Below are 17,975 nucleotides of genomic sequence, written 5' to 3' on the forward strand. Positions count from 1 at the left end.
CCCTCTCATCTACAGATCAAATGTATCAATTATTCCAACAATCGCATAATCAACAGCGTCGGAAGGTTCAGAAAATAGTCGTCTGGCCGACGAACCGCTGGCTAACAAGACATAATCTCCAATCCCCGCACCAACTGTATCCGCTGCAACCTGTTGGAAACGAATTTTTTCCTGGTGACTATTAATTGGCTGAATAATCATCAATTTTTTCCCAACCAATGATGGATCTTTTTGGGTAGAAACTACACTGCCTACTACTTCTGCCATTAACATTCTCAAGTCCTCACGATCTGTTGAATTTTATTTTTTTCCACGAATTCTTTCGCTAAATCAGTGATTTTCTGATGGCGAAAACGAATTAAAATATCCTGTTCGGTTAAAAGTGCGACATCAGAATAGGTGATAATTTTATTTGAACATACTCGTATCCGTTTTCCTTCATTTGTTTCTATCGTAATTGGCCATTCGTACAAAGCAGTCGGTATCAAACAAACTGCTGAAAATCCTAAATGCAAAATAAATTCACAGTCATATTCCAGACCTTTCGTCATCCAAACCGTGACTGCATCTTCAGCATCCAGCTTGCTGAGCTTCGCTAATTGAATAGCACCAACCTGCTTCAAGTGAATCGTCTGGTGATAAAGAAAATCTTTGGTGGTTCGAAGCTTCTGGTCGAAGTCTTCGCAAGAAACCACTAAAGAATTCTTTTGACGTTCCACCAAAATTTTCACGATGGCCTCAATTAAGTTGTCCATCATCACTCACCCTCCTGTGGGAAAATAATGTGGGAGCTCATCGCAATTCCAATCGGCGTGACAAATTGCGGATAAACTGGTTTGTAAACCTCTTGCTGCAAGTAGTTGGCAAACTCACCTTCGAATTCTTTAAAATAAGCCGCTCCACCTACAACGTATAAAGGTTCCGTAGGTTGTCGCAGCAGTGCTTGGCGGGTAATTTCAGCCATTCGCTGGACAACCGGACGCACAATTGTAAAGTTTTCTCTTTCTTTACTGGCATCCCGTTTCCGCCGCTCGGCTTCTTCAATCGTTTCTTGGAAATAACCCGCAATTACCAGTGTCATATGCGTACCGCCTGTTGGTTCGTCTACCACCAATATCGGTTGCCCTTTTTCAAAGACACTGATGCCCGTAGTACCGCCGCCCACATCAATTACCGCGCCTTCTGACACTCCCAGAAGCAGTGCCGCAGCGGTCGGCTCGTCTACCAATTGATCAGCAGCCATGTCCGCACTTTCAATAATATTAGCAACTACCCGTTTATTATTGCCCACTGTCCCGGGAGGAATCGCACCGGAAGCGGCGGTTAGCGGAAAGCCTAAAACTTCCTCTGCCTGTTGCTTCAAGCGGGAAACAATTTGGACTGATTGCTGATAATTGACGACTAAACCATCCCGGACAACATCCGCAAATTCAAAGGCACCAAACAATGGTTGATCTTTTCCATCCAACACCACTAGGACGATGGAAGAGGTCCCTAAATCGACGCCTACTTTGAAGCCATCTTTAGGATCGAAAGACTTCGCCGTATTCGTATTGGCTATTTTTTCAAATTCGGTTAGAATCTGGTTGGCTTTTTCTAGGGATTCCACTCTTCATCATCCTTCCTACTCTCGAACTAAGCTGGCTACAGTGTCCGGCTTGATATTTGCTGCATTGGCCTCATCGGTATCTACGTGCATTTCTAAAATGAATGTCTTACCGGGACGAATTTCGACATCTTCAAAAACAGTGCTCCGTCCTTCTGATTGAACTCGCACCTTGACCACATCACCTGCTTGGATACGGAAGCGTTCCATATCCTTAAAACTCATGTGGATATGACGTTTCGCAACAATGCAGCCTTTAAAGGTAATCTGGTTTTCACCATTTTTGACTGTCACCTCAGCGGCATCAGCTAAATTACCCGACAAGCGTACAGGTGCCGGAATACCCAAAGTTCTCGTATCCGTCATGGAGATTTCTACCTGTGAATTTTTACGAAATGGTCCTAAAATACGGACGCGACTTTGTTCGCCCTTTGAACCGACAATCGTCACCGTTTGCTCGGCGGCAAATTCACCAGGCTGTTTTAATGCTTTCATTGGTCGTAACTCTTCACCTGGAAAAAGGCGTTGAAAGTCAGCTTCAGATAAATGAATATGGCGATTGGAAATCCCGATTGGAATACTCGCTAATTGGATTTCATTAACCACTTCACTGACGATCTTAGCAACTAATTCCGGTGCGACCTCAGCCATTGTTCAGACCAGCTTCGATCATTTTATCCACATCGCTGTGAGGACGTGGAATCACGTGAACAGATACTACTTCTCCAACTTTCTCAGCGGCTACACTGCCTGCGTCAACAGCAGCTTTCACTGCACCAACGTCGCCTCGTACCATAACTGTTACTAAACCTGAACCAATTTTTTCTGTTCCAATTAATGAAACATTGGCTGCTTTCACCATTGCATCGGCTGCTTCAACTGAACCTACCAGCCCTTTTGTTTCGATCATTCCTAATGCGTCATTCATAATTAAGACCTCCTATGATTTTTTCTTGGGATTCTTCTTTTTCTTGGCAGTACTTTTCTTGACTCCGTCTTTCTTAGGTTTCTCAGGAGCCTCCTTTTCAACTGAATCTTCTGGTGATTCAGTCTCTGCGACTGCTTCTGTTGTTTCTTCTTCAACCACAGGCTCTTCCGGCTTCGCTTCTTCTACAGCTTCCGCTTTCTCTGTTTGCTCTGGTTTTTCTTCTACTTCCTCAGGCTTTTTGGCTTCCTCAGGTTCATTTACGACAGGTGGTTGATCATCTTCTTTGGTTTCTTCAGGATCTTTTGGATCTTTTGGATCTTCAGGATCGGTTGGACCTTTAGGATAATCGACCTTTTCTAGGATTACAGTATCTAAAGAATTGGCAGGTCTCGGGATTACCAAGGCTGAGATCAAACTATTCGATTCAGCTGCTTTCGCTTTTCCAGCATCAACTGCGGCTTTTACCGCCCCAACATCGCCAGCAACTTCCACCGTCATCCAGCCAAAGCCCCGCGCTCGTTGAACGCCAATTAATTCTACCGCCGCAACCTTCAGCATCGTATCAGCAATCATCACAGCTGTTCCATACCCGTTAATCTCGATTAATCCAATTGCTTGATTCATTCCTTCACCTCCATCATAGAAAGTTCCTTAAAGGGCACCCCTTTAACTAATCGTGCGCAATTTGAACCAAAAGCCTTTAACTGCTCCTTAGGTTTGGTTTGATAGCGATCAATCACTAAATAGGGATCGTTAGGATCTAAATTTTTATAATGCAACACTACTTTTTCACCATCGCAGCCTACTCCGGTAATTAATGACGAAGTTGTTGCTGACTGGTAGGCTGCTGAAACGGCATCTGAAGCTTCAACTACTTGAACTTCATAAGGGATGCCTTCTTCTTCAATTCCATACAGCAAAAACTGAATACTTTCTTCTAGACCAGGATTAGTTAAAAAAACAAAAATTCTAGGTTTCACAGTAAAATCATTGCTCATCGCTAATCCCCCTCGTAAGAAAGAATCAAGCCCGTTGCTACTGCATTACGAGGTCCTTCCACGCCACGGATATTCCCTCTGCCGGCCACTAAGCCATAGTGGGACAAAGCATCGGTAACAATTTGCGGAATCTCAAAGTCAAGCGCTGATCCGCCAACGATTACGACAAATGGGATATCGCGAATATTTCCGGTAGGACTGACATATTCTAACGAGCGAATCGCATTTTTCACGAACACCCGTGATTTAGCTGTTTGACGAATAAATTTGATTCGTTCGATGGAAACATCTCCGGGAATCGGCACAAAGCCGTCTTCTTTTACGATGACGATCTTAGCGAACAAATGAGCTTCCAGCGGCTTATCAAAGAATTGAACCGTCCCATCTTCATGGCGAATATGGAAAATACTTTCAACCTTTGCCAATGGATATTTTTTGATATCCTCAGCTAAATAGCGATCGTCTAAGCCTAATTCTGAACCAATCAGCATGGTAACCATATCACCAGCACCAGCTAAGTGAGTCGCTATCGTCTCGCCGTTACTCTTAATAATGGAGGCATCAGTAGAACCGGCCCCTAGGTCAAGAATAGCTAATGGCGTATTCGTTCCCGGAGTTGTTAAAGCTCCCAGGATCGCAGCTTCTGCTTCGGCTCCGCCAATTTCAACGGAAATATTCAAATCTTTTTCTATTTCTTCCGCAATTTTAGACATCTGCAAGTGGTCGGATTTTACCATTGAAGCAATTCCTACCGCTTGCTCCATCGAGAATTCACCAGCTAGTCCACCTTGGACCGATGTGGGTACGAAGGTATCCACTGCGAGTAAGTCCTGGATGAAAATCTCGGTTGGTGGCCTTTCCGTCAATTGCGCCATGGTATGACGAACCTTTTCCAGCATGCCGCCGACATTCGTTCCTGCTTCACCAGTTACATTGTCTATCTTTCTAAATTCTGAAATCACATCCATGATGCGCTCGGCACCTTCAGAAACACTAATAAATTTCTTCCGATTGTCTCCCACGACTTCAATGTGTCCTGCTGGAATCGTTCTAGCTTTGACATCGCCTTTAGGGGTCTTGATAACCACTGCTGAACGATTTCCGATTAATGCTCTGGAAACTGGAACGATATTTTTCGTTTCATCAGAAGTTAGATTAAAGACAGTTGCGATTCCGTATGGATTAGACAGCTGGGTGATTCCCATACCGGGACTTGCCACTTCAACAGCTGCCAGCATCCCCAAAGGAACCTTATCGATATATGAAACTTCATCAACAATTGGAATTTTTTTCTCTAACCGATTGTTGATTAATACTCCATCATCCGACTGCAAAATAGCAGCCTCAATCTTGTAGCCATTGGCTGCACATTGGTTAATCATATTTGCAGCGTCTTCAAAGTCGATGGCTTTTTCCACCACCACAATATAAGGAGCTTCCAAAATATTAATCTGTGACAATTGCGTTAACGGAACAGTAATCCCGACACCTAGGCCAAGACCTCCAGGTGTCTTAGGATTGTGACCGATCATAGTGGATTCAGTAATAATTGTTTCCGTGATCGTTTCCATCGCCACATCACCAATAACCGGTGTTGCTTCGTTAATCCGGATCAAATCAATATCCGTTAATTCCAAATGATTCTTTTCTACTACTTCCCGAAGCGCTTTGTAAATCCCAAACAAATTTTGTTTGGTTCCTTTTACACCAGTTGTTTCAGTGATAGCAGAATCTAAGAAACGACAATTTGCTTGGTTTTCGTATTCAGCTAGAGCTACTTCAGTGGAAGAGTTCCCTATGTCTACACCTATGATTCTCTTCATGTTCATGCTCCTTCAAGGATAAACAATTCTAGATAGATCGCTGGGGTAAAAAACCAACGATCTATCTCAGAGTTAGTTATCTCCTTTTAGTTTCTTACGCACTTCGTAATGTTCTGCAGCTTCACGAACAAAATCAGCGGTAATTTTGGCATTGTACTGATTTTCTAATTCATCAGCAATTGCCATCAATTCTTCTTTGCTGGAACGATACGGACGAAGCGCATTGTACATTTCCAATACACGAGCATCTGGTAATGCCGTTAATTCCGCAGCCCGATCAAAGTTGCGGGAGATGGATTCTCGGCCGGCACTGGTAGCAATTTCACCCTGAGCTTTTAGAATTTCTGGTGTAATTTTCAAATCCTCTGGTGTCAGATTTCCGTTTAATGCATTTTCTAAGGTAATATCGTCCATTGTTTTACCTGTTTTTGTTTTAATCCACTCTGGATGTTTTTGAGCGATTGGATAATCTGCTTCGGTTGCTTTATTTCCTGAAGTACTAGCTGGCGCGCTTGCTGCAGTTGCTGCACCTCCGCCATTCATTTCCTTTAGAATGCCTCTTACTAAGTTTTCAATGGATTCTTGGCTCATTTTATGCACCCCTCCTTATAATCTAATAGCAATTTCTTCAGCCGGTTTCCCAATAACAACGTGTTTTGTTTCTTTAATGTGCAGCAAAGCGGATAAGGCTTGATACTTCGGCCGCGCCATTTGATCGTTCATCATTGGTACTGGGCTTGGTGACTCACCTTTTGCATATTTCGCAGCATTTTTGCCCATCGCCCGATAGGTTTCTAAGTCAATCAGCGGTGCTTGCGGGAACAGCTCTAAGTTAGACAAAGGCTGTAAATCTTTTTGGTGAATGATTGATGTTCCTTTAGATTGAAGGGATACACAGACACCAGATCCAGATAAGCCATCTCCTTCAACCGCCGCAAAAGCTACGTCAGCTGTCCGATAAACTTTAATCACTCGAGCCTTCAAGCCTTCTTCTTCAATTCCAGCGATAATTTGACGGATGATGTCCTTGTGAGGAACCCCGACAATATTGGTTGTTTGATGTTCAGCAAATGCTGGAGCTACCGCAATCACTACTTCATCACTTGATGTGCCTGGCTTAGCTACTCCAACCGATTGGAACCAATCCGCAGAAGCCGCTTCCTCAGGTTGCGATGGAGCAGAAGTGTCTGCTGATTTAAAGCTGACTTGCTTATCAGAGCCTTCTTGTTGCATTTCTTTTAATACTTCAGCAATTACCGAACGTAGTAATTGTTCATTTAGTTCAGCCATCTTCTCTATTCCTCCTTAAACATCTTTTGGATTGATTGCGTTTGGAATTGCTTTGACTTTTTCCCAATCGTCGCCTTCCAAACGATAGCCGCTGCCTGGTCCTGCATAATCATTTTTATCGTTGACTGCAGAGATTACATTCCAGTCTTCATCAAAGATTGCCGACGTTTGCAGGAAGTCGCCTGCTACCCGTTGTTTCAGCAATGCTAAGACACTTTCAGCAACATCTCTATACCCGCCATCAGAAAGCCCTTTCACTAGATCTAAACCAGTTGCACCTCGATCCAGCAGCTCTCCAGCTTTCTTGATATCTTCTACCATGTCGCGAGCTGGCATATCTTTAGAGCCGTCAGCGTAGGTTGCCGCCTCAACTTCTTCATCAGTAATTTCTGGCAGACCCAATTGAGCAAACAAGGCTTGGATTGCCCGTGCCGCTTTGTTTCTTACTTCGATTACTTCTTCTTCATTAACTGGATGCAAGCCGCCATTTACTTTCAAGTCACGCTGCATAATGTTGTAATCATCATAATCATCTGAATCAAAGTTTGATCCGGCAAACATATCGTCATAGTTCGGCATCGCTGAATAACCAGAAGCAATGAAGTCAGTTCCTGGAAGGAATTGCATCAACAAGCGAGCAGTACGACGAATAGGCGAATGAGAGAAGGTTTGGTCATTACCAGACGCTACTTCCAAATCAAGCATCATGGCAATTAGATTTTCTGCCAAGACTGCACGGATACCGGAAGGAACTGCCCCAGGAACTCCGATACAGCTGATTGAACCATTTTGCAATCCTTGAACTCCAGCTGCTTTCGATAAGAAAATACAACGAGCTTCTAGGTAAAGCATTGATTTGCCTTCTGCATAACCCATTTGTACTTCTGAACCGGTACCAGAAGTAAAGCGCATTTTTAATCCTCGAGAGGCATAACAAGAAGCTAGGAAGCCTTTTGACCAAGGGGTATCATCACCATCGGTAAATACTTGTTCTGTACCATAAACAGAGATTGTTTCAGCATATGCAGTAAATCCGCGCATACCCAAATCTAATTCAGTTGCTTCTTCCAATGAACATTGAGTCAACACGCCTGGACGGCCGACTTGTGAACCAACCATAATCGCGATGGCATTAAATGGTGCATAACGAGCTACCGCAACAGTTGTTTCTTGCTCATCAAATCCACGAAGTGCTCCTTCAGCCGCATCTGCTGCGATTTGAACCGGATTATCCCGAACGTTGGTAACGTGAGATTGGGTAGATGGACGACGACGAGCCCGCATTTTTTGCACAGCCATCATCATTTCTACCACGTTCATGTGTCCAACAACTTCATTCAATTTAGCTGGGGTGGAAGAAGTCGTTAAATCAATGATTTCCGCCCGGCTAATATTAGGATCAACAATTTTATTGGCTAACAATTTAGAATCCATAGCCATTACTTCTTCAGCTTTATCCAATTTAATACCGTATTTGGCAATAAATGAGTCGATTAAATCAAAATCGGCTTTTACTTTTCCATCTAACTCAACCACTTCGCCATTAACAATTTTAATGCTTGGTGTTGGGTCATTAGGGCTTTGCATAGCGATTAAGCCTTCTTCAATCCATTCATCGACAAAGCCGTCTTGGTTGACAGGTCTTTTTGCCAATGCTTCAAAACGTTTTGATTTCATATGCTATTTTCACTCCTCTTTAGTTGTTAGATATATGATGGTTGATCATTTTTTGGCTCACTACCTAGTGTTCCTAGTAATTTATGACCAATTTCGCGAGCTGAGATAACTGCCTGACGTACAGCACCAGAGTCTCCAGTAATAGTTAAAGTCACTTCATTTGAGAAGCTTTGACCATGCTGTGGTGTAGCATAGCCGACGATTTCAACATTCGCTGCTTTCAAAGCAGTATCTGCCATAACAACACCGATCGCTGCTGGAGCACCCACAATAACACCAAAAGCTCTGCCCAATGGAGTTCCCCAAACTTTATTACATGCATAGCTTGCACGTGCAGTATATTGTAATTCGATGTGGCCGGCTTCATTACCATAAACATCACCAAAAGTACGTGTATCTACTTCCTTCAACGTTACTTCTACTGCTCGTTTCACATCAGATACATCTTCGCCACCAAAAATTACGATAGACCCGTGTCCGGCACCACCTTTAGTATCACGAGGTAATTCAATTGAAATAATTTCAGTATTTGTTGCTTTTACGGCTTCATCTGCTGCTAAAATTTGTGGTCCAGCACCTGTACGTGCACCCACGATACCAATAGAACGGTATTTTTTATCTAGCTCCATTTTTTCTAGTAGTGAGTTATCTACATTAGCGATTACTAAACCGATTGTATCGCCAAACTCGGTTGCTCCTACAAATTCCGTCAAATTGCATGTTTTTTGGATCATTTTTTCTTCCCCTCCGTTAGCTTTTTCCTTAGATTGAACAGTTTTTGAAGTCTCAGCGGCATCAAATTTAGCTAATACCCTTTGGATTAAATCTTCCATTTCAAAATTGTTTTCATCCATGACTAGACTCCTCCTTTACTATTCAGGTGCTTTTGGCAAAAGTGATTCAACTTCATTATGAGGTCTTGGAATAACGTAATTGGAAACAACCTCTCCTACGCTATTTGCAGCAGAAACTCCAGCATCTACTGCTGCTTTGACAGCACCAACGTCTCCTCTTACCATAACTGTCACTAACCCAGAGCCAATTTTTTCGGTACCTATTAAGACAACATTTGCTGCTTTGACCATGGCATCGGCTGCTTCAATTGCACCGATGAGACCACGTGTCTCAATCATTCCTAAAGCTTCTTGTTGCATCTCATTTCCTCCTAAAAATTATTTATAAAACTCTTACAGTCTAATCATACAAAAAAAGGATAGAACATTATTGTTCTATCCTTTTTCATTAAAATGTGAGATAATTGTAAATAATTGCTATTTAAAAAATAGAAACACGCCCAAAAGCCTTTTACATCAGCGTAAAAAGCAACGAATTATAAAATATGAAATGTGAAATTCTTGCTAAAATATAGCAAAAGAATGTAAGCGCTTATTTTGATGTATTAAAACAAGGTTAACTCTGCTAAAATTATTAACAAGGCTATGAGACCTCAACACAATATGCACTATAAAGGAGAGAAAAATTATGGAAACATTATCTACCCCTCTTCCTAAAAAAGAAATTATTGTCCTACAAAATATTATGGAAGATTTCGCTTGTGCAACTGACCTTGGCGCAGTAATTGTTGATATTAGAGGAAAAGAATCCTCATCTCTTTATAATTTCTCGCCATTTTGTCAAGCCATGAGAAATTATCCAGAATATCATAAACTCTGCCAAAAATGTGATATGTATGGAGGCTTAGAAGCTTCCAAGACAGGACGACCGTGTATTTATCGTTGTCACGCTGGCCTTACCGATGTTTCGCTGCCAATCGTTTTCAACGATCAACTTCATGGCTTTTTATTAATGGGACAGTTAGAGCTGGATCCAAAATATGCGAACGAGTTGCCTAAAATTCAAGAAATTGATTCAAATTGGAAAGCCTACAAAGACTTAAGAACTGCCCGCAAGTCGGTCTTAACTCTATCGCCTGAAAAAATTAAAAGTGCTGCTCGTCTACTGGAAAAGATTTGTTCACACCATTCGCAAGAAACACACCCTAGAGATCGAATTACTTTTAACTTCAAACAAGAAAAACCGAAAGAGACACAGCCTACCGGAAAAGATGAAATACAGAAGGCTACCCAATACATTCAAAAGAACATTAGCAAAACAATCACACTAGAAGAAGTTGCAAATCATGTATATCTTAGCCAGTATTACTTCAGTAAACTGTTCAAAAAAGAAACAGGAATTAATTTTATTACCTATTTAAATCAACAACGAATTGAACGAGCAAAGATACTTTTACAGCAGTCAGACTTAAGCATTGAAACCATTTCACACAACGTTGGCTTTTCGCAAGCTAGCTACTTTTGCAAAACATTTAAACAATTTACTAACACTACTCCCGCAACGTATCGCAAAGAGCACTTAATATAAGAAAAAACAGACCTTTTTCATAGAGAAAGGTCTGTTTTTGGCGTCAAAGTTTATTAAACTTAAGGCTAAAACAGCTTTCCTAGTCCCGAAAAAGCTTGAAACAAACGGTAATTAAGTATCTGACTCAGCAGACAAATCTGCTTTACAGTTGCGGGTACAGCGCTGGGATCACACCAGCTTCCTTAATCGAACGAATCCATTGACCGTTATTCCTATTTAATTAAGCTCATAATAACACAAGCTTTGTTACTTGGCAAAACAAATGTAAGACTTATCAAGAATTATTCTAATTTATAGTCAAAAAGGAATTTTTCTAATTCATCCATTCCCTCGCCGTTAATCAATGAAACCTCGAATATCTTCTTGGCACCAGCCAGCTCCAATCTTTTTCGAGCAATCACCAATGCCTGATCATCCTTGATCAAATCAATTTTAGTGATAATGCCAATCGTTGGCTTTGTAAAGCGCGCCGAAAAAAATGGCGGGAAATAGTTCTGTGTCCCTTGAATATTTTGCACAAAGGCTACTATTTGAGCATCCACTGATGCACTGACTAAGGCATTATAATAGAAACGATTTTCCATAAACTCACCAGGTGTATCAATTGAATCATCAAAATAGTAGACCTGTTGGGTTTTGTGATAGACTCGCTCCTTTTGCTGCAACCATTGTGATAAAGTCGTTTTCCCAGAGCCTGTTTCACCAACAAAAATTATCTTCTTCATGTTACGACCTAGTGATTTCAGGAATATCGAAGTCTAATACATTTGCTAAGGTCTGAGTAACTTGTTTCAATGCAAACTCAACCGAAGAAACTTCACCAGTGATCACAACAGCACCACTGAAGCGATCCATAAAACCAATTGATACACTTCCAGATTTTTTCGCAATATCAGCACCGATAATAGATGCTTCACTAGGCGTTATCGTCAAAATCCCAATAGCATTTCGTTCCTCTAGTAAACCTAGTTTTTCAAAAACCTCTTTATCAGCATTAGGAATTAAGTGAGCCAGTGTTACCTGTTTGCCCGGTACATATTCTTGAATAGTCCGTTCAATATTCTTTCGTTTTGACACTTCCTTCACTCCCTACTACAGTACTTACAAAAGTAGTTTATCATATCGCAATATAAGAATATTGCTCATTTTTAAGTTAGTTAGTAAACGCTATCAATATATGACAAAATCTTGCCACTTTTTTGCGGCAACGACATAATCGTGTTATAGCTTTTCCACTTTCGGCTAGTTAAACTATTAGTAAGGGAATTCAAAGGAGAAAAGACTATGGGAATTTCAACTGAAACGCTAAAAAGCTATCTATTGGAAAAAACCGAATTATTTGACTCGCGCGAACCGTTGGAAATCACACATCTTACTAATGATGAAGATCATTATGTTGAAGGGTATGTTAATTACATTTATCGCATTCGTCAAGGAAAGAAATCCTACATTGTTAAACACGCAAAAGAATTTATTCCCAGCGGGATTGATCTTGGTCGTTTAGATCCGGGCAGAAATTATTTAGAATTTATGACCTATACGTTGCGAGCAGGTTTTACTAAGGATAGCGTACCAGACATCTATTTCGTTGATCAAGAGAATCATCTGTTTATTATGGAAGATATTTCTAATATGGAAGTTCTTCGTTTCTTTTTATGCCACGGAAAAAAAGCTTGGATCTTAGGTGAAAAGATCGGGATCTTTTTAGCAAGATCTCACTTTCTCACTTCTTCATTTCACTTAAACCAACAAAAAATGGCTTCTTTAGCCCTCTATTTTGAGAATGAAGAGATGCGAAAAGTAATTGTTGATTTTATCCTTCAGCCCCATGAAGAAACAAGAAACGATTTAGATGATTATGAAATCGCTTTATATAGGATATTAAAAGAACTCACTGAAAAAGATTTGATCTGGGATGATTGGCTATACTTAATTGATAATTTTGTAAAAAAACGCCAATGTTTGATTCACGGTGATTTTCATAGCTCAAATATCTTTATCTCTTCACAACAAATGAAAGCAATCGATATGGAATATACGATGATCGGTCCGTTTTCTTATGATTTAGGCTACTTTTTAGCCAACCTACTTTCCCAATTTGCTTGCTTCAGTGTGAATCCGGATTTTTCTAAAGCTGAACGCTTATCCATGACAGAATATTTATTAAAGATGTTTGCGGATGTCTATTCTTCTTATTTTGATACATTTACTGAGCTGTATACTTATCAAACAACTAAAGAAACGCTTCAAACTGATTTGTTTTTATCAATTCTGCAAGAATCTCTTGGGTATATGGCAATGGCAAATATCACACGAACAGCTAATAGCGGTCCCTTCCCAGATTTTGACAACATTACTTCAAAAAAAATGCGCTTTGTTGCTAAAGCTTTGTCACTGAAGCTGTCCGAAAATATATTCATCCAGAGAGCACAAATTTGTACCGTTGAGGATTTTCTAACTTTAATTGTTAATGTCCGAAATAGTTTTCTTTCCGACTTAACTGATGAAAGTTTTTCGTATGTCATGGTAAATTCATAGAAAATGGGGAGAGTTCAAATGTTACTAGATCAAATTATTGATGCGGGAATCGTTGGCTGCGGCGGAGCTGGTTTCCCCGCTGCCACAAAATATCGCACAAAAGCTGAATATTTTATCATTAATGCTGCTGAATGTGAACCACTGTTAAAAACGGATCATTATGTAATGAACCATTTTGCCAAGGAGTGTGTTGAAGCCATCGCTTCAGTGGGAAAAATGCTGGAAGCAGAGCATATCATCATTGCTACCAAAGAATATTATTTGAAAGAGATCGCAGCTTTAGAGCAGGCCATCGATACTCTTCAAGTACCTGTTTCCATTTTTAAAATGGAGAATTTTTATCCTGCTGGCGACGAACAAACAATGGTCTATGAGGTTACCGGTCGAACGGTTCCGCCAGGCGGTATTCCAATCGAAGTTGGTTGTGTGATTGCCAATATATCTACCATGCTAAATGTATACAAAGCGCAACAAGGTACTAAGGTGACCCATAAATTACTGACGATTACCGGAGCGGTGAAGAAACCTAAAATTCTTGAAGTTCCGATTGGCACTTCCTTTGAAGAATGTTTAAACTTAGCTGGCGGTTCGACTATCGATGATTTCATGTTTATCAATGGCGGGCCAATGATGGGTAGAGTTGGGACAAAAGATGATTTCTTTAAGCAAGTCGTAACTAAAACTACATCAGGAATTATCATTACTGAAAAAAGAGACTTTCTTTACGAACTTTTCGAAAAGGATATGCAGCAGGTAATCACCAAGGCACGATCATCTTGCATTCAATGTCGCTTGTGTACCGAGCTATGCCCCCGCTATCAAATCGGTCATCCGATTCATCCTCATCGCGTGATGCGTCATTTAGCCATCACCGATGTACCAGAAGATATTAACGATGATCCAATTTGGCAAGAAGCGTTACTTTGCTGCTCCTGTGGAATTTGCGAAGTAATCGCCTGTCCAATGGGTTTAATGCCGAGACAAGTCAACAATTATGTGAAGGCACGTTTATCTGAAAAAGGCATTCGCTACGAGAAAAAAGATCAGCCTTTGACACCTTCTTTGATGAGGGATTATCAAAAAGTACCACCTAAAAATATTCTGCTGAAAGACGGATTGAATCAATATGTCAATCTGAAAGTAGAAGAATGTGTGCAGTTTGAACCAAACAAAGTAACAATACCATTGAAGATGCACATTGGCGCACCTACACAAGCAACCGTCAGCGAAGGCGACACAGTAGAAGTTGGTACGCTGATTGGAAAAATGCCGGAAAATGCTTTGGGAGCGAATATTCATGCCAGTATTGCCGGGGTAGTTAGTGAAGTTACACCAGAAATGATTACAATTGAAAGAAGGATAGGCTGATGAAAGAAATGGATACTATTGGTTTTTTAGAGTTAACAAGTATCGCAAAAGGCATTGAGGCAGTGGACTTTATGTTGAAGGCAGCCGATTCCACTCTTCTAATGGCCAAGGCCAGCTGTCCAGGAAAATACTACATTATGATCTGCGGACAGGTTGGATCGGTAGAACGTTCGATTGATATCGGGGTGCAAATTGGCGGACGATATGTGGTGGGTGAATTATTAATTCCCCGGGTGCATCCATCTGTAATCAAAGCGATTAATATGTCGGAAATTCCAGAAACAACCAAAGCGATCGGCGTGTTGGAATATTATTCGGCTGTTGGTTCGATTATTGCGGCGGATTATGCCGTTAAGGCCGCTGATGTTTCCTTGATTGCCATTCAATTGGGCACGGGAATTGCCGGAAAATCCTTTGTGGTTTTAACTGGTGATGTTGGTGCCGTTGAAGCCGCCGTTGAAGCTGGTGCAAAGGGTGCCAAAGAAAAGGCCATGATGATCAACAAGATCGTCTTACCAAATCCACGTAAAGAACTTGTGGAAAGCCTAATTCAATAAAAGAAAGACTTCGCAAACTCGTTCAACTTTGGAGCGATAAGACTAACCTAGTTTGTGGATCTGGACACCATTACATGGTTTGACAGTCTTTTTAATATGATAGAAAGCAACTGTTTTATCGAATATGACGATAAAACAGTTGCCTTTTTGGGTTACTTGCGATACATCTTATTTAGGAAATCCCATGACCAAAACACTGGTATATCAACTTTTCAAAAAATTAGTAGAAATTTGGAAAACTCCTAGCAAGTGTATCTAACAAAAAAATGCTTAAATAACTTTACCCTTGAGCCAAGCTATCTATCAAGTCTCCAACTTGCTTATCAGATTTTGCATACAAATGTCTATATGTTCTTAAAGTAATTTGAATACTTGCATGATCCAGCTTTTTTAGCATAAATCCTTGAACCAATTTACAAATGAATATGGTGGTGGTTGAAAGTTCAATTAAGTTGTGTCACAAACTCAAAATCTCCAATCATATGTTGCAGTTCATACCATTGATTATTGCCATGATAGCAACTCCAAAAAAGAACAAAGCAAGAAAAGTAGTGCTCCAACTAAAAAGTTCATACAAATTCCTCCATGTTACTATTCTATCTTTGCAACTAAAGGTACTTAGGAGTTCCACCTATCCGCTATTTGTGCCGAGCCTCACGGAAGTATCATATTATCCTTCTAAACATCTTGGCGTTCATAGTTGCTTTTACAATTAGATATAACTAATTTATCGCTCCATTACATATTTAATATCTTAACATTAATCCCTTACAGCTCCATTTAGAAATAAACGTACCTGACAAAGCTATTCATTTTTCAATGAACAAAAGTCTTACTAGAGCTCTCTGACTAACTATGAAATGAGTCAATTTACTTAATTAGCTACTAATAGAAGTTATTCGATTGACGTTAGCAGACATTTCTATACCTAAAAAAATTTAATATCCAATTCACGTCTTACTTCTAAGATACATTCTGGTCCTTAACTTCTTATAAAAGAAGTTCACGAAAAAGCTAAAAGGGAATTTTTTTGTGAACATATCTTGTTCTACCATTCACTATCTATTGCTTCGTAAAGCTAATGCTTCCCAATTAATTAATTAACTAAATTCGGTAAATTTATTGTCACATAAGTCAGATTTGATGTATAGTAATAGCAAGGAGGTATTCTATGGTTACGATAAAAGATATTTCAAAAGAGTCGGGTTATTCTCAAGCAACAATTTCTCGGCTATTCAAAGGGGACAATACCTTAGCAATTACAGCAAAAGCGAAAAACAAGATTATTAGTACTGCGTTGTCGCTGGGCTATGATCGATCCAAGATAAAAACTACTCTTTATAAAATTGCTGTTTTATTTTGGCTATCTGAAAGTGAAATCATGAAAGATATTTATTTCAAATACCTCAAAGAAGAGTTAGAAGAATATAGCAAAGTAGCCAACATGGAGTTACAGTTTATCTCAAAAAGCAGTGGCATCAAAAGTATTCCGAAAGACGTTTCAGGATTCATTGCGATTGGACCAATCACTAAGAAAGAACTTATCACGCTCTACAAAAAGGGATATAAAGGTGTTGTTCGTGGGATCAACCCTTTACCTAAGCTGTTTGATACTGTAGACTCAGATATTCAGTCAATGACTAGAGAAGCGATTGATTATTTCATTAAACATGGGCTAACAAAAATTGGTTTTATTGGGGGAGAATTTCAAAATCCTGATACTGGTCTCAATGAGATGGATAGTCGTGAATATGCTTTTCGGGAGTATTTACTTCAAAAAGGGCTTTTTCATGAGGAATATGTTTTTTCGGAAGGAGCTTTTACGGTTGATCAAGGCTTCAAATTAGGAAAACGTATATCCAAAAACCTATACCCGAATTTACCTGATGCGTGTTTCGTTGCGTCAGATACAATTGCAGTAGGAGCACTTCAAGCTTTTCACGAAGATGGCATCAAGCTGCCTGAAGAGATGGCTATCATCAGCATCAATGATGATGAAATTGCTAGATATGTCTCTCCACCTCTAACAACTTTCCATATTGATGTCAAAGAAATGGTAAAAACGACCATTGATCAGCTATCAGATCAGCTAGTCTATCCAAGAAAAGTAACAAAAAAAGTACTAATTGATGCTGAACTGACCGTACGTAAGAGTTTTATTCCAGAATCTGAAGAGTAAACGAATAGTCACTAAACGACTCATTATTGAGGACGTTTAGTGACTATTCGTTTACATATCATCATCTTCTCTTGCAATTGTAAAGAAAAATAAATACGATTGTACAAAGAAAACCTGCTATTTGTACAAGATATAGTTGGATATCTCGAGTTTTCGGTAGCTTATCTTGGACACCATCTGAATCCTTTTTTCCTGAATAACGGAAGTAGTAGCGTATAGTGTCTGTTTGATTCATCCACTGATTGTCGGTTTTAGCACCAGAAAGAGACAGTTCTGGTTTGATCGTTTGATACTCACTTATAGAAACAAGCAATCCTTGCTTTAATTCATCGCTCGAACAGTGAAGATCCCCTGCATCTCCTTCAAAAGGATAACTTCCTTCAATCACTTCATCAAGCATCCCAAAATCCACACTGACATGAATAGAGTCTTCTGCCTTCACATCTAAAAAAGATAGATCAATAGTGCTGCAGAGAACTTTTATCCCTGATTCGTTATTCACAACATCAGCTAGGACGAATTCCACAACTATCGGATTATTTTCCTCCGTGCTCTCTTGTGCGCTCCAAACAACTGGGCTTCTTAGCAACAAAAAAAGTAAGGGTAAGAGCGCCCCCACAAAGAACTAT

Annotated in this window: 21 protein-coding genes and 1 riboswitch; of the genes, 5 read left to right on the top strand and 16 right to left on the bottom strand. The window is 40.1% G+C overall.

Going from position 1 to position 17,975, the window contains the following annotated elements:
* Positions 1-9 precede the first annotated feature (9 nt).
* The 13 genes from IGI42_RS04315 to IGI42_RS04375 all read right to left on the bottom strand — a co-directional run bounded on the left by IGI42_RS04315 (position 10) and on the right by IGI42_RS04375 (position 9,476).
* Entirely contained in the window at positions 10-273 is a 264-nt protein-coding gene (locus IGI42_RS04315; protein WP_438714491.1) for a EutN/CcmL family microcompartment protein, read from the bottom strand.
* Between the two features lie 2 nt (positions 274-275).
* Positions 276-758, bottom strand: coding sequence for a PduM family microcompartment protein (gene pduM / locus IGI42_RS04320; RefSeq protein ID WP_438714492.1), 483 nt, complete (start codon positions 756-758; stop codon positions 276-278).
* Positions 758-1,609, bottom strand: coding sequence for an ethanolamine utilization protein EutJ (gene eutJ / locus IGI42_RS04325; RefSeq protein ID WP_438714493.1), 852 nt, complete (start codon positions 1,607-1,609; stop codon positions 758-760). Before eutJ ends, pduM begins: the two co-directional genes overlap by 1 nt.
* 15 nt (positions 1,610-1,624) lie before the next feature.
* Positions 1,625-2,257, bottom strand: a complete 633-nt coding sequence (pduL, locus tag IGI42_RS04330; RefSeq protein WP_438714494.1) for a phosphate propanoyltransferase — start codon at positions 2,255-2,257, stop codon at positions 1,625-1,627.
* On the bottom strand, positions 2,250-2,534 hold the full coding sequence (locus IGI42_RS04335; RefSeq protein ID WP_207675403.1) for a BMC domain-containing protein: 285 nt from the start codon (positions 2,532-2,534) through the stop codon (positions 2,250-2,252). Before IGI42_RS04335 ends, pduL begins: the two co-directional genes overlap by 8 nt.
* 12 nt (positions 2,535-2,546) lie before the next feature.
* Positions 2,547-3,158 (bottom strand): BMC domain-containing protein, encoded by a 612-nt coding sequence (locus IGI42_RS04340; protein WP_438714496.1) that lies wholly within the window; start codon positions 3,156-3,158, stop codon positions 2,547-2,549.
* Positions 3,155-3,532, bottom strand: coding sequence for a glycerol dehydratase reactivase beta/small subunit family protein (locus IGI42_RS04345; protein ID WP_438714497.1), 378 nt, complete (start codon positions 3,530-3,532; stop codon positions 3,155-3,157). Before IGI42_RS04345 ends, IGI42_RS04340 begins: the two co-directional genes overlap by 4 nt.
* Positions 3,533-3,534: 2 nt before the next feature.
* Positions 3,535-5,355, bottom strand: coding sequence for a diol dehydratase reactivase subunit alpha (locus IGI42_RS04350; protein WP_438714498.1), 1,821 nt, complete (start codon positions 5,353-5,355; stop codon positions 3,535-3,537).
* Positions 5,356-5,427: 72 nt separating this feature from the next.
* The gene (locus tag IGI42_RS04355; protein ID WP_438714500.1) at positions 5,428-5,946 is read right to left on the bottom strand and encodes a diol dehydratase small subunit; all 519 of its coding nucleotides are present in this window, start codon (positions 5,944-5,946) and stop codon (positions 5,428-5,430) included.
* 15 nt (positions 5,947-5,961) lie between these two features.
* Positions 5,962-6,645 (bottom strand): propanediol/glycerol family dehydratase medium subunit, encoded by a 684-nt coding sequence (locus IGI42_RS04360; protein WP_438714501.1) that lies wholly within the window; start codon positions 6,643-6,645, stop codon positions 5,962-5,964.
* Between the two features lie 15 nt (positions 6,646-6,660).
* A complete protein-coding gene (locus IGI42_RS04365; RefSeq protein WP_438714502.1) occupies positions 6,661-8,322 on the bottom strand; it encodes a propanediol/glycerol family dehydratase large subunit in 1,662 nt (553 codons plus the stop codon).
* Between the two features lie 26 nt (positions 8,323-8,348).
* Positions 8,349-9,176, bottom strand: a complete 828-nt coding sequence (gene pduB, locus IGI42_RS04370; RefSeq protein ID WP_438714503.1) for a propanediol utilization microcompartment protein PduB — start codon at positions 9,174-9,176, stop codon at positions 8,349-8,351.
* A gap of 18 nt (positions 9,177-9,194) precedes the next feature.
* Complete coding sequence (locus IGI42_RS04375) at positions 9,195-9,476, bottom strand: BMC domain-containing protein (RefSeq protein ID WP_207675395.1); 282 nt, start codon at positions 9,474-9,476, stop codon at positions 9,195-9,197.
* A gap of 328 nt (positions 9,477-9,804) precedes the next feature.
* Here IGI42_RS04375 and IGI42_RS04380 point away from each other — a divergent pair, with 328 nt between their 5' ends.
* Positions 9,805-10,704, top strand: a complete 900-nt coding sequence (locus IGI42_RS04380) for a PocR ligand-binding domain-containing protein (protein WP_438714504.1) — start codon at positions 9,805-9,807, stop codon at positions 10,702-10,704.
* 95 nt (positions 10,705-10,799) lie between these two features.
* Positions 10,800-10,930, bottom strand: a riboswitch (cobalamin riboswitch).
* Between the two features lie 55 nt (positions 10,931-10,985).
* Here the strand turns inward: IGI42_RS04380 and IGI42_RS04385 are convergent.
* Together IGI42_RS04385 and IGI42_RS04390 are read right to left on the bottom strand one after the other, a co-directional pair.
* Positions 10,986-11,429 carry a EutP/PduV family microcompartment system protein gene (locus IGI42_RS04385; protein WP_438714505.1) on the bottom strand — a complete coding sequence of 148 codons (444 nt, stop codon included), beginning with the start codon at positions 11,427-11,429 and terminating at the stop codon, positions 10,986-10,988.
* 1 nt (position 11,430) lies between these two features.
* Positions 11,431-11,781, bottom strand: coding sequence for a BMC domain-containing protein (locus IGI42_RS04390; protein ID WP_207675392.1), 351 nt, complete (start codon positions 11,779-11,781; stop codon positions 11,431-11,433).
* Between the two features lie 207 nt (positions 11,782-11,988).
* Here IGI42_RS04390 and IGI42_RS04395 point away from each other — a divergent pair, with 207 nt between their 5' ends.
* From IGI42_RS04395 to IGI42_RS04410, 4 genes are all read left to right on the top strand, one after another.
* Positions 11,989-13,242, top strand: a complete 1,254-nt coding sequence (locus IGI42_RS04395; protein ID WP_438714507.1) for a phosphotransferase — start codon at positions 11,989-11,991, stop codon at positions 13,240-13,242.
* An 18-nt stretch (positions 13,243-13,260) separates the two neighbouring features.
* On the top strand, positions 13,261-14,610 hold the full coding sequence (locus IGI42_RS04400) for a 4Fe-4S dicluster domain-containing protein (protein WP_438714508.1): 1,350 nt from the start codon (positions 13,261-13,263) through the stop codon (positions 14,608-14,610).
* Positions 14,610-15,167 carry a BMC domain-containing protein gene (locus IGI42_RS04405; protein WP_438714510.1) on the top strand — a complete coding sequence of 186 codons (558 nt, stop codon included), beginning with the start codon at positions 14,610-14,612 and terminating at the stop codon, positions 15,165-15,167. The genes IGI42_RS04400 and IGI42_RS04405 overlap by 1 nt, the downstream gene beginning before the upstream one ends.
* A gap of 1,171 nt (positions 15,168-16,338) precedes the next feature.
* Complete coding sequence (locus tag IGI42_RS04410; RefSeq protein ID WP_438714511.1) at positions 16,339-17,346, top strand: LacI family DNA-binding transcriptional regulator; 1,008 nt, start codon at positions 16,339-16,341, stop codon at positions 17,344-17,346.
* Positions 17,347-17,407: 61 nt separating this feature from the next.
* Here IGI42_RS04410 and IGI42_RS04415 read toward each other — a convergent pair whose 3' ends face one another.
* Positions 17,408-17,848: a hypothetical protein gene (locus IGI42_RS04415; protein ID WP_438714512.1), complete on the bottom strand. Its 441-nt coding sequence runs from the start codon at positions 17,846-17,848 to the stop codon at positions 17,408-17,410.
* Positions 17,849-17,975 lie beyond the last annotated feature (127 nt).

It is taken from the genome of Enterococcus sp. AZ109 (assembly GCF_051714625.1).
GTDB lineage: Bacteria > Bacillota > Bacilli > Lactobacillales > Enterococcaceae > Enterococcus_A.